This window comes from Mucilaginibacter pineti (assembly GCF_900101875.1).
GTDB lineage: Bacteria > Bacteroidota > Bacteroidia > Sphingobacteriales > Sphingobacteriaceae > Mucilaginibacter > Mucilaginibacter pineti.
Genome location: NZ_FNAI01000029.1, coordinates 1 through 12,113 on the forward strand (window position 1 = coordinate 1; position 12,113 = coordinate 12,113).

Genomic DNA, 12,113 nt, shown 5'->3' on the forward strand with positions numbered 1-12,113 from the left:
CCCGCTCAGAAAGTAAGTGATTTTTTAAGACAGAAGGCCATCGGTTGCGGCCAGCGGCTGCATTGCACCACGCGCGATGCGCCGGGTTCCATTCCACCGCCCGCCTCACCCGCACAGCAAAACAGCCATCCGCGATGCTTCCGGCTGATTTGCTTTTTCCGTCGCTGGTGAAAAGAAACAACCCAATTACACCACCAGACGCAAAGATAGCCACCGCCGGGATGAAACGTAAAGGGTACATAAACAGGCGGTTGTTGTTTTGTTTTTTTTTGCCCGCCTGCCCTTGACATTTCACCCGGCTCCGCGCTTTTAGTTGCTTAAGCGGTGAAAATGGGTAGGTGTGCGTTATTGACTTGCAGCGCGGGAATGTCCGCTTCCATAACCGTTCCGGCGGCTTTGGTTTGGCGGTAAAGCCGTTTCCGCTTATATTTGGCGTTCGCGGCCGTTTAAATTATACCGGTACAATAATTACAATATGATCAGAGCAGATGTAATCGCAGCGATAGCCGCGAAAACAGGAATAGACAAGGAACCAACCGAAGCCATCGTAGCGGGCTTTTTTAAAGTTGTTATAGCGTCCCTCGAAAAGGGAGACAATGTGTTTGTCCGTGGTTTTGGTACTTTCCTGGTGAAAAAGAGGGCGGCGAAAGTTGGCCGGAATATCACCCAAAACACCGCTATTCAAATACCCGAAAGTTATATTCCGGCCTTTAGGCCAGGTGATGATTTTAAGAATGAGGTGAAAGCCGCCTTACAAAATCATACCGCTTAGCAGCATCAGATCGTGGCTAAAGTACAAATAGGTATAAGCAATGATGTTTGGGACAGATCAGGAGGCCGTTCAGACGGCTTCCTGATCTGCTGTTGTAAACTCCATGAGCTTTTCCGCCATGCTTTTCTTTGCATCCTTTTCAAAGCCTTTCCAGTAATTTTGTGTGGTGTTCATGGTGGTATGCCCTAAAGCTTCCTGTGCAAATTCCAGCCCCATTGTACGGGTGGCCTGTGTGGTAAACGAGTGGCGGGCGACCATCGTGCCTAACTTAAATGATAAACCTAACTGATCGACCAGTTTTTGCATGTGCTGGTTAACGAAGCGGATAAAATTTTGGTTGACCTTGTGCCGATCTTTGGCTGACATGCTTGTTTGAAATATGGGAAATACATAGTCGTTGGGCTTGCCTTTTTCGTTAGCGTACTTTTTAATAAACGCTTTGATATGGCTGGTCAGAGGGACGACAATGGGCGCTGGATCTTCCTTTGTAGTATTTTTGGTTTTATGCCTTAAAAATGAAAAGTAAGTATCATGAATATCTTTAAACTTTAATTCAGCAATATCCCTGAAATTCATGCCGTTGCACTGGTAACTGAAAAACCAAAAGTCCCTGGCTTTTTCCATAAAGCTGTCTGTAGAAACATCTGCACGGTACAGGGCGTTAAGATCGGGAGTTTCCAGTGCTTTTTTTACATTTTTGCCGTTAGGGATTTTATAGGTTTTAAAGGGATAAAGTTCGGGCGAAATATCACCGGCAGCAATCGCCTTATTAAAGATCGCCCTTAAATTCCGCATATAAATACCAACGGTGGTTTTGGAATTATTTTTGGCAACCATCCATTGTTCGTATTTATTTAAAACGTCCGCTGAAAGGGCGGTAAAGGGAATATGCGTAACCGGACTTTTTTTACCCTCACTTAAATAAGCTGTAATAGATTTAATGCTGCAATCGTAACTCGACGCTGTTCCGATCTGCTCGTTTTTGTCCAGTGCCTTTACATAGTTTGCGAAATGCTCGATCACATTATTAGCACTGGCTTTAGTACGGAACATCTTACGTTCAAATTTTTCAAAAGTGAAGCTATCGCCCAAATCTTTAGCCAGGTCAGCGGCTTTTTGTATAACGGCATCCAGTTCAATTTTGAGGTCTTTGTTTTCCCCTCTTGGCTTCGCAGCGAGATAGGACTGTTCAAACTGTTCTTTGCTCAATTTGTAATCTGTGCCGTACCACCGCTCCATTTTGGCAGTAAAGTAAACGTGTAATTTTAATGGGTATGTGCCATTTTTTAATGCCCGCCTGGTGTCGAGGTAAAGAGAAACTTCAGCTTTCATAATAAATACGATTAAAATGAATAAATTTGCAGAATAAAACAATCGGCCAAAACTTGTATTCCTACATAAGTAGCTGATGTTTAATCATTTGCTTATTACAAATATAAGTATAATCATTCAATTATTTGCAGAAAATTTGCAGAAAAACAGGCAACAAATCGCAAAAAAATGCAAAATATCAATACGATATATTTACATAAATAGCTGATAATCAATACATAACAATAAGTTGCAAACAATTGATAAATGCTTATAATTGACTGTTAATCAGAGGGTCCCTGGTTCGAGTCCAGGCTCAGGAGCAAAGCCCCCACACGTCTGTGGGGGCTTTTATTTCTAAAAAATAGCCTTTTTGATGCAATTAAAGCATATTTTCATTTTAGTAAATGAAAATTTCTCCGTCTGAACGATCAGAGGCAATTACTTCAATATTTCAATTTCGCATCAATTTTTGTTGAATTTCACGAATTACTGCCACAAATGTGCGACAGAATTTTCGTGGTTAAAATTATTGAGTTATGGCCACTTTAAGCGCTAAGGTTTTTAAGCACCACAAAAAAGCAGATGGTACTTACAATGTTAAAATTTACATCTATCACAACTCCGTTCGATCCTATATGGATACCGAGCACTATGTCACTGACAAACAACTAAAGAAAGATTTGCAGATTAAAGACACGTTTTTGCTTTCAATACTTAACAGGACATTGGACAATTACAGAAAGGCAATTAGTGATCTCGGTCCACGCCTTGATTTATTAGATGCACATTCGTTAAAAGATTATCTTCAAAAAAAAGAGGATGGAATTAACTTTCTTGGATTTTGCCAAATTCATGTTGACCAATTAAAGGCAAACGGCCAGCTAAAGAGTGCTGCGAATTATAACACGCTCCGAAATCACTTGGTTGATTTTTTTGAAAGTGACCGATTTCAGATTTCTGATATATCTGTTCCCGTCATAAAGGCCTTCGTTCGTTTTCTAAGCTCGACAAGGACGGTAATTCGAAAAAACCAATTTGGGAGGTCATATGAATATCAAGCTAAAGGCGCTGCCAACAATAGCATATCGAATTACTTAAGGGATTTTAGCGGGTTCTTTAGCGCCGCCATCCATTATTATAATAAACCCGCATTAGGTTATACCCCAATTTCGTATAATCCTTTTTTGGAATTCAGGTCGGTAGATAAGGCCGAAACCAAAAAAAGGAATATTGATGTTGAACAAATTATTAAAATCAGAGATTGTCGCCCAGAGGAAAGCAGCCGTGCAGAACTCGCGCGAGACATGTTTATGCTATCGTTCTACATTTGTGGAATTAATGCGGTAGATATTTATCAAGGAAGCTACACAATTAATGATGGTAGGCTGGAATACAACAGATCTAAAACTAAAGGGAAGAGAAAAGATAATGCGTTCATAAGTATCAACATTCCAGCTGAAGCCATGCCTTTAATTTTAAAATATAATGGTAAACTCTCAAAACGTTATGCTACGATAACGAACTTCAATAAAGCACTAAGCAAAGGCATGAAAGTTATTTGTGGTTTAACCGGCTTATCTGAAGTCACCTTTTATTGGGCACGGCATTCTTTTGGGAACTTAGCCCGTAATAAATGCCGTAAGTCCAAAGACGACGTAGCGCTGGCGCTTAACCATGTAGATCAGGGACGAAAAACGACGGACATTTATTTGGAAAAAGACTGGAGTATAGTTGATGAAGTGCAGGCCGCAGTTATTAAACTGCTTAGGATACAACCTTTCGCAGCAAACGATGAACGGGTCGGTATAAGAACCACTATTTTCAAAGACATTACATTACCCCAATTAGTATGACAACTGCTGATTCGACTGTGATTCGACCATTGTAATGATTTAGAGAGACCAGTGTTTCAAACTTGCCTCCCATCGAAGAAGTCTATTGTAACAAGGAAATTCATTCTTACTAAACGGTAAGAATGAGTTCTAGCAAACGCCCCGCGTTTGCCTATGCATAGAGCCTGGCTTGCTAAAATATGAAACTTTCGTCGGCGGTGAGATTCAATTCACGTATGCTTCGACCGAAAATAAAGCATGCGGCTGCTACAACTTAGACTAACGCTCAAAACGGTTCAATATCGCTTGAATTGCCTCTTAAACATAAACCGAAAATAATTGTACGGATTACCCTATGAACAAACTTTTTAATGTTCTAAAAATTCCGGTAATATCATTTACTATTTTGTATTATGGTACTTCAATCATAGTTTTGCACCATTTTCGTGTTAGTTACGCGTAAATATTATTTATAAATAATTATAGCATCTATGTGCGCAAAAAAACAAGAACTGATACATGATACCAGCCATATTACTTACGAGTCATTATTAGCAGGTAATAAAAAGTTTATTGAAAAGGCTATTGACGGAGATCCTGACTTTTTTAGCAAACTCGCCAACGGACAGAAGCCACCAATTTTATGGATTGGCTGTGCCGATAGCCGTGTCCCTGCCAACCAAATAACCAACACCCAACCCGGCGAAATATTTGTACACCGCAACATTGCAAATATGGTGATACATTCGGATATGAATATGTTATCGGTATTAGATTACTCGGTAAATGTCTTAAACGTGAAACACGTAATTGTTACAGGGCACTATGGATGCGGTGGTATTATTGCTGCTATGAGTAACCAGCAGTTTGGACTAATAGACAACTGGCTATGCCATATTAAGGATGTTTATCGTTTATACGCAAATCAACTTGACACGATTACAAATGAAAAAGAGCGTGCTAATAAGCTGGTGGAATACAATGTTATTGAAAACGTTTATAATCTGTGCAAAACATCCATTGTACAAAACGCATGGAAAAACGGCCAGGAGTTAGGAGTACATGGTTGGGTTTACAGCCTTGAAACCGGGGTCATTACCGATATGAACGTTAGTGCTTATGATAATAATAATATGGGAGGCGTGTTTAAATTCAAGTAGGTTAAATAATTAAGCTAGCTGCAGTTAGCAATGTAACATTACAAAAGAGCCGATAATTATAATTTCTCGTCGCAACTAAACTGGCATCTTCTGGACTATGTTTAAACCTCAATCTGGTACTGGAAGACACGATTTTATTAATTGATCTTTGCACCCGATTTGACGATGTAGTCAAATACGTTATTTATAATTCATGAACCCATTTATCAATCTGGGAATCCGTCATGATATTGTTAATGCCATCTCTGAGTTAGGATTTGAAAATCCTACTCCAATCCAGGAACAGTCGATTCCGGTATTGCTAAGAGGCAGCAACGATTTTGTCGGATTAGCCCAAACAGGGACCGGTAAAACAGCTGCTTTTGGAATGCCGCTATTAGAACTGCTCGATTTCGAAGAAAATCATCCGCAGGCGCTTGTTTTATGCCCAACACGTGAACTTTGTTTACAAATCACGAACGACATTAAGAACTACGCCAAGCACATGAACAACGTTAATGTTGTTGCCGTTTACGGCGGTGCAAGCATCCAGGATCAATTACGCCAAATAAAACGTGGTGTACAAATCGTTGTTGCTACACCAGGCCGTATGCTAGACATTATCAACCGTAAGGCGATCAATTTTTCGCAGGTTAAGTTTGTGGTATTGGATGAAGCTGATGAGATGCTCAACATGGGCTTCCAGGAAGACATTGACAATATCCTCTCTACAACACCTGATGAGAAAAAAACCTGGTTATTCTCGGCTACCATGCCCGCTGAAGTTCGCCGAATAGCGAAAAAGTACATGGATAACCCGTTTGAACTTACCATGGGCACCAAAAACATCGCTGCAGAAAATATTGAGCACGAATACTATGTAGTACGTGCCCGCGATAAGTACGCCGCGTTTAAACGTATTGTTGATAACAATCCCGAGATCTTCGGAATTGTATTTTGCCGTACCAAAATTGAAACCCAAGAAATTGCCGAATCTCTTATAAAAGACGGTTACAATGCCGACGCTTTACACGGAGATCTTTCACAGCAACAACGTGATAAGGTAATGAAACGTTACCGCGAGCGCAGCCTGCAATTATTAATCGCTACGGATGTTGCCGCACGTGGTATCGACGTTAATGATATCACACACGTTATTAACTTTAGCTTGCCTGATGAGATAGAAAGCTACACCCACCGCAGTGGCCGTACAGCTCGTGCTGGTAAAACAGGTGTATCTATTGCTATTATTAATAGTAAAGAGCTTGGTAAAATTCGCCAGATAGAACGCATCATTGGTAAAAAGTTTGTAAAAGCTGAAATCCCTACCGGGTTTGATGTTTGCGAAAAGCAATTATTTTCTATCGTTCATAAAGTACATAACGTACAGGTTAACAAAGAGCAAATTGTGCAATACCTGCCACGAATTATGGATGAATTTAAAGACATGAGCAAAGAAGATTTTATAACACGCTTTGCATCAATTGAATTTAACCGTTTCCTTGATTATTATGAAAATGCGCCCGATCTTAACGCAAACGTTGAAGAAGGACGATCACGAGACAGGGATGAGCGCGGCGCATCAAGCGGCCCATCTGCTTTCACCCGTTTATTTATAAATCTTGGTTCGGTTGATGGATTTAACCGTGGCGATCTGTTAGGTTACATCTGTAATCAATCAGAAATCAGTGGCCGAACTGTTGGTAAAATAGATGTTAAGGGTGTTTTCTCTTTCTTTGAAGTACCAAACGAAGACGTTGAAAAAGTATCTGCAAGCTTTGCGGGTGCCGAATTTAATAGTCGTCCGGTACGAATAGAGGTATCTGGCGAAGGCACCAGCGATCGCCGCGAAAGCAGTAGTCGCGGTGGCGAGCGTCGCGAGGGCGGGAGTGGTTATAAACGTCGTGATAGTGGTGGCGGCTATCGTGGTGGCGACAGAAATTCAGGTGGCGGCCGTAGTGGCGGTTTCCGCGATTTCTCTGGCAAATCACGTGATGACCGTCCTGAGCGTAAAAGAAGAGTGTTATAATCGTTCAGGTAACAGATGCAGTAAAAGACAATAGCGACAGCCAATATCTTTATACTCCGCTCTATATAAGTGATACTTAAAAACTTTAGTTTTAGTTTAGTTTTGCTAACAAAGCCTTCAACTGCAGCCAGCAGTGAAGGCTTTTGTTTTGTGGGTTAAATGAACTTTAGAAACGATCCTTATCTGCATGAAGTCTCAATCAATCACAGTTTAACATCAGCTGGACTATTTTATAATTCACAACTGGTACCCCAAATATAGCACCATTGCCCTTAAATTTGTCTGGCACATATAGGTCATAAAGAATCTATGTTTTTAACAAGATCTTCATTGAGAATTGACAGTACCTTTTAACAAATGATAACAGATAGAAATCGGCATGAAGGCGAAGGAGGTTAAGCTTGGATGTATGTTTTAAAAACGTTTTTTTGTTGGTTTCTAATGGTTGTTATATTGAGCAGCTATGCTGCCCGTTATATGGTGTATGTCAGCTACCAACTTAACAAGTCCTATATTACAGCCGTCTATTGCGTAAATAAAAATAAGCCCTGGTTGCATTGCAACGGACATTGTTTTCTGATGAAAAAGCTGCGACAAGCAGAGGACAAAGAAAAACAACAGCGAACCGGACAACAGGAAAAGTTTCAGGAAGCACTATTTCCTATTCATCAATCAATTACATTTTTTACTACTGTAAGCTTAATAGATTTCCCGCGCTCTTGGAGCGGAAGTCCTGTTAACATTGCCCTCTTAATTTTTCATCCCCCCCCACCGATAATCGGCGCTTAACGCCTGACTATCTTCGTTAAATAATAATACTTACCGTGAAAATTTTCTTTGGTAAGTAAACTTCACGTATTAAAATCCAAATATGAAATCGAAATATTGGGCTCTCATCAGCCTGTTCTCTATAAGTATAATTTCCAAGGCATGGTCACAAACCTTGCCTGCTGATTCTGGAAAGCTGATACTTCATTTTAAAAATGTAGTTAACGGTCAACCCTTACGTCTTAATGATACCGCTGTAAATTATCATAATTCACATGGCGATAAGTTTACAATCAATACCTTTAAATACTATATTAGTAATATTGTCCTTTTCGATGACCAGGGAAAAAAGATAACCTTACCTCCCGCTTATTTCCTGATTAATGCGGCGGATTCTACCACCTTTGATCCTGTACTAACGCATGTGCCGCCAGGAAAATATTCAGCAATATCACTGATGATTGGAGTGGATAGCGCCCGTAATTTTGCTGGTGCGCAGGAAGGTTGCCTAGATCCGGCGCAGGGAATGTTCTGGACCTGGAACAGTGGATACATATTTCTTAAGCTGGAAGGCATATCGCCCCAGTCTAATGCCAAACTCCATCGCCTGACCTTTCACGTGGGCGGAGTGAAGCCGCAAAATACCATCCGGGTTCAAACGATCCCTTTAAAAAAGGAGCTAATTATCGGTGCTGGCCAAACTGCAAAGGCGGTGATTATCACTCACATCGATGCGCTGTTTTCCGGCAAGAATCAAGTAGATTTTTCAAGACTGAGCTTTACCATGGGCGGCCCAAATGCTGTCTTAATAGCAGATAATTACGCGACCAGTTTATTCACCGCCTGGGAAGAAACGCAAAGGTGATGAAACGGAGGGTCATTTTTTTAATTTGCCTGGCCATACTGGGTGCGGCCGGCTCCGGATTTGAAAGCAGTCTACCAGTATACACACGGCAAAGTGATACGACGATTTTTAAGGTTCCCGCAAATTTCCCAAAGCCCGTCTATGATTTTAAGGGCAACCGGGTGAGCGATGCTGGTTTCCGACTTGGACGGATGCTTTTTTATGATCCTCTGATATCCAGGGACAAGAGCATATCGTGCGCAAACTGCCATCAATCCTTCGCTGCTTTTGCACAGTTAGATCACGCCGTTAGCCATGGCGTAGACGAATGTCTTGGCACACGAAATACGCCGGCGTTGTTCAACCTCGCCTGGCAAAAGGAATTCATGTGGGATGGCGGAATTCATCATATTGAGTTATCGCCAATTACTGCCATGACAAATGAGTGCGAAATGGCCAGTAACCTCCAGGAAATCGTAGTTAGGTTAAACGCGTCTGAAAAGTACCCGGCGTTATTTAAACAGGTGTTCCATCGTGATGCGATCAATTCACAATCTGTTTTTCGGGCCCTTGCACAGTTCACCAGCATGCTCGTCTCCGCTGATTCGAAATATGACCAATACATAAGGCATGAGAATAATGTAGTTTTTACTACCGATGAGCAAGCTGGCTACGCTATTTTCAAAGCCAAATGCAGCGCATGTCATACGGAGCCCCTTTTCACAGATCGGTCTTACCGCAGCAACGGCCTCGATAAACATCCTGATGATATTGGACGGGACAGTATTACCCACCAGGCGGACGATATTGGAAAGTTCAGGGTTCCTTCCCTTCGTAACGTGGAAGTTTCAGGTCCATACATGCATGACGGACGGTTCAACAGCCTTAAGGAGGTCCTGGAGCATTATAATACAGGTGTAGTAAGCAGTCCGAACTTGGATCCGCTACTTAAAAAGAATGGTGTACTTGGCATTAGATTGGACCATACGGAGCAGCTTCGGCTGCTCGCTTTTTTGAAAACATTAACAGACACAAAATTTATTAACGACAAAAGGTTTCAAGACCCTAACAAAATCAAATCAAAATGAAAAATATTTTTTTTGCAACCGTTCTATTATTAGCAAGTACATCTAACGTTTTTGCGCAAGAAACGGACTTGAAAATCGGCATAAACCAGACCATTAGCAGTTATTATAATGTAAAAGATGCGCTGGCTAAGGGCGACGCTAAAAAAGCGAATCAACTGGCAAAAGTCCTAAATGTAAAAGTACACGCATTGGATGAAGCAAAGCTCACAAAAGCAGATTTGGTTTTCAAAAACAAGATGGATTATGATAGTAAACATATCAGTGAAGTTGTAGACATCGCCCATCAGAGGGAACACTTCAATTCCTTATCTACCAATCTGTATTACTTGATAAAAGATCTTCATTTGAACGACAGAACAGTTTTCAGGATGATCTGTTCGATCAATAAGCAATACTTTCTTAGTGATAAACCGGTCGGTGCCGATCCCTATTTTGCCGCAACGCACTTTACAACGGTTAGTGAAAAAATTCAGCCGGCAAATAAATAGGCATTAATCGTGAGCGGGCGGCAGGAGTTGCCCGCTTTTATTATGTCAGTTGTCCGGCGAAATTCATTTTACATTCCTTTCCTAACCCCGTGTTGCCCGCTTTAAAATTCTGACTGCTTCAGCGAGCTCATCATCTGTTAGGGAAGCAAAGCCAAAGCGTACGCTATTAGTTGTCATATGTTCCCCCTGGAAGTAGGCACTTCCAGCCAGCAGCAAGCCCTGCTGCGCCGCCCGGCTCATCACCTTTCCCAAAGGGTAATCCAGACCGAATTTGAGCCAAATCGCCATGCCTCCCTGGGGCTTTTGAAAATCAACTATATTTTCCAGTTCAGTTTTCAATAATTCCGCTGCACGATCACATCGTCTTGCATAAATCTTCTTGCAGCGTTTAATATGCCGGTTTAGTTCACCGTTATCTATCATAGCCGAGAGAGCGCCTTCCATGATGGTATCGCCACGGAGATCGATTAACCTTCGATACGCAGAGGCCTGACGAATAATATTTTTGCCGCCGATCATGTAACCTATTCGAAACGACGGTGCTAATATTTTGGTAAAAGATCCGATATAAATGATACGGCCACCGTGATCAGCACTCGCCAATGGTAATATAGGACTATTCTGGTAATGAAAGTCGTAGTCATAATCATCCTCGATTACCCAAAGCCGGTATTTCTCTATCAGATTTAGAAGCTTAATTCTACGTGGTGCCGACATGGTCACGGTAGTGGGATGATGATGGTGCGGAATAATATAAAGCAACTTGATGGGCTTATCTTTTAAAATATCCTCCAGTTGATCTACATCTATACCGTCCTGGTCTACACCAACTCGGTTAAGTACAGCACCTTTTTTTCTAAAGATCTCGTCTGCTATAAAATAGCTCGGATTGCTGACGACCATATGATCTCCCGGGTTGATTAGGGTACTAATGGCGAGGTAAATTGCCATCTGCGCCCCTCTCGTAATTAGTACACTGTCTGGTCCTACGTTTAGTCCCCTCGACTGATTGAGAAAGGTACATATAGATGATCGCAGAGACGGAGTTCCGCCGTCGTAGCGGATAGACATCAATCTTTTTAAAGATCCGCCCTGAACAAATCGTCGATACTCCTTCATGATTTCCTCATAAGGCGCAAGATCGATGTCCGGAAAGCCGTCATTAACGATTATCTTTGATTCGCCTATACCCGCACCTTGATAGGAATGTGCAACTGTACCGTCATAGTAATCACTCACATCGTCTTCCGGAGCAATGATAAAGTTCGGCTCGGGATGGAAAGATCTGGGTTTGATGATGGGCAGATCAGGTATTATACGGTAACCCTTTTTGGGGATCGCCTCTGCCCATCCCTGTAACACGAGTTCATTATAAGCTGCAATAACTGTATTCCGGTGTACATTAATTATCCCCGCCATTTCTCTAGTACCCGGCAAAAAACTAGCTGGAAGAATTTTTCCGGATTGAATAAGAGATATGAGGCGGTTTGCGATCTGGCGGTAAATCGGAATACCATTTTTTTGTTCTACAATGATGAGGGTTTGGTAGGGAAGCATAGTATGACATTTAGGTAATTATGGCTGGAAACCATTCTAAGCACCCAACCCTGGCTGTAAAACCAATCGCCCTTTAAAAGGCTTTAATAATTTTATAGTTTAATCAATGAAACGAAACGAACAAACAGCCGGATCGGCAGCGTTGGCAAGCATTAAATGAACCTGGTGTTTAAGAACTTCACCTCGTATGTCGTGCGACGATAGCCATATCGTCTTTGTAGGATATTTTCGAAGGCCCAAATGATTTGCCTTCACCAAAGATAAGAAGTTTGGTGTAAACTT

At 41.6% G+C, this 12,113-nt stretch carries 10 protein-coding genes; 7 read left to right on the forward strand and 3 right to left on the reverse strand.

All coding sequences use genetic code 11. The annotated features are described in order from the left end of the window. The coding region (locus BLS59_RS30320; RefSeq protein WP_205411395.1) for a hypothetical protein at nucleotides 1–295 on the reverse strand (295 nt) is incomplete at its 3' end. 180 nt (nucleotides 296–475) lie between these two features. Between BLS59_RS30320 and BLS59_RS30325 the strand changes: the two genes are divergently transcribed. Next, the gene (locus tag BLS59_RS30325; RefSeq protein ID WP_091157614.1) at nucleotides 476–772 is read left to right on the forward strand and encodes an HU family DNA-binding protein; all 297 of its coding nucleotides are present in this window, start codon (nucleotides 476–478) and stop codon (nucleotides 770–772) included. Nucleotides 773–841: 69 nt separating this feature from the next. Here the strand turns inward: BLS59_RS30325 and BLS59_RS30330 are convergent, their stop codons facing one another. Beyond that, nucleotides 842–2,104 carry a site-specific integrase gene (locus BLS59_RS30330; protein WP_091157616.1) on the reverse strand — a complete coding sequence of 421 codons (1,263 nt, stop codon included), beginning with the start codon at nucleotides 2,102–2,104 and terminating at the stop codon, nucleotides 842–844. Nucleotides 2,105–2,622: 518 nt separating this feature from the next. Between BLS59_RS30330 and BLS59_RS30335 the strand changes: the two genes are divergently transcribed. The 6 genes from BLS59_RS30335 (at nucleotide 2,623) to BLS59_RS30365 (ending at nucleotide 10,274) form a co-directional block, all read left to right on the forward strand. Then, nucleotides 2,623–3,939: a phage integrase SAM-like domain-containing protein gene (locus BLS59_RS30335; protein WP_091157619.1), complete on the forward strand. Its 1,317-nt coding sequence runs from the start codon at nucleotides 2,623–2,625 to the stop codon at nucleotides 3,937–3,939. 470 nt (nucleotides 3,940–4,409) lie between these two features. Beyond that, nucleotides 4,410–5,078, forward strand: coding sequence for a carbonate dehydratase (gene can / locus BLS59_RS30340; protein WP_091157621.1), 669 nt, complete (start codon nucleotides 4,410–4,412; stop codon nucleotides 5,076–5,078). A 193-nt stretch (nucleotides 5,079–5,271) separates the two neighbouring features. Next, a complete protein-coding gene (locus tag BLS59_RS30345) occupies nucleotides 5,272–7,086 on the forward strand; it encodes a DEAD/DEAH box helicase (protein WP_091157624.1) in 1,815 nt (604 codons plus the stop codon). 871 nt (nucleotides 7,087–7,957) lie between these two features. Beyond that, nucleotides 7,958–8,719 carry an MbnP family protein gene (locus BLS59_RS30355; RefSeq protein WP_091157629.1) on the forward strand — a complete coding sequence of 254 codons (762 nt, stop codon included), beginning with the start codon at nucleotides 7,958–7,960 and terminating at the stop codon, nucleotides 8,717–8,719. Further along, the gene (locus tag BLS59_RS30360; RefSeq protein ID WP_091157630.1) at nucleotides 8,719–9,786 is read left to right on the forward strand and encodes a cytochrome-c peroxidase; all 1,068 of its coding nucleotides are present in this window, start codon (nucleotides 8,719–8,721) and stop codon (nucleotides 9,784–9,786) included. The genes BLS59_RS30355 and BLS59_RS30360 overlap by 1 nt, the downstream gene beginning before the upstream one ends. Next, complete coding sequence (locus tag BLS59_RS30365; RefSeq protein WP_091157632.1) at nucleotides 9,783–10,274, forward strand: DUF3347 domain-containing protein; 492 nt, start codon at nucleotides 9,783–9,785, stop codon at nucleotides 10,272–10,274. The genes BLS59_RS30360 and BLS59_RS30365 overlap by 4 nt, the downstream gene beginning before the upstream one ends. Before the next feature lie 81 nt (nucleotides 10,275–10,355). Here the strand turns inward: BLS59_RS30365 and pdxR are convergent, their stop codons facing one another. Continuing rightward, on the reverse strand, nucleotides 10,356–11,831 hold the full coding sequence (pdxR, locus tag BLS59_RS30370; RefSeq protein WP_091157635.1) for a MocR-like pyridoxine biosynthesis transcription factor PdxR: 1,476 nt from the start codon (nucleotides 11,829–11,831) through the stop codon (nucleotides 10,356–10,358). Nucleotides 11,832–12,113: the final 282 nt, after the last annotated feature.

Coding starts and splice junctions, on each gene's coding strand:
- BLS59_RS30365 (WP_091157632.1), top strand. CDS start 9,783: ATGAAAAATATTTTTTTTGCAACCGTTCTATTATTAGCAAGTACATCT.
- pdxR (WP_091157635.1), bottom strand. CDS start 11,831: ATGCTTCCCTACCAAACCCTCATCATTGTAGAACAAAAAAATGGTATT.
- BLS59_RS30325 (WP_091157614.1), top strand. CDS start 476: ATGATCAGAGCAGATGTAATCGCAGCGATAGCCGCGAAAACAGGAATA.
- BLS59_RS30335 (WP_091157619.1), top strand. CDS start 2,623: ATGGCCACTTTAAGCGCTAAGGTTTTTAAGCACCACAAAAAAGCAGAT.
- can (WP_091157621.1), top strand. CDS start 4,410: ATGTGCGCAAAAAAACAAGAACTGATACATGATACCAGCCATATTACT.
- BLS59_RS30330 (WP_091157616.1), bottom strand. CDS start 2,104: ATGAAAGCTGAAGTTTCTCTTTACCTCGACACCAGGCGGGCATTAAAA.
- BLS59_RS30360 (WP_091157630.1), top strand. CDS start 8,719: ATGAAACGGAGGGTCATTTTTTTAATTTGCCTGGCCATACTGGGTGCG.
- BLS59_RS30355 (WP_091157629.1), top strand. CDS start 7,958: ATGAAATCGAAATATTGGGCTCTCATCAGCCTGTTCTCTATAAGTATA.
- BLS59_RS30345 (WP_091157624.1), top strand. CDS start 5,272: ATGAACCCATTTATCAATCTGGGAATCCGTCATGATATTGTTAATGCC.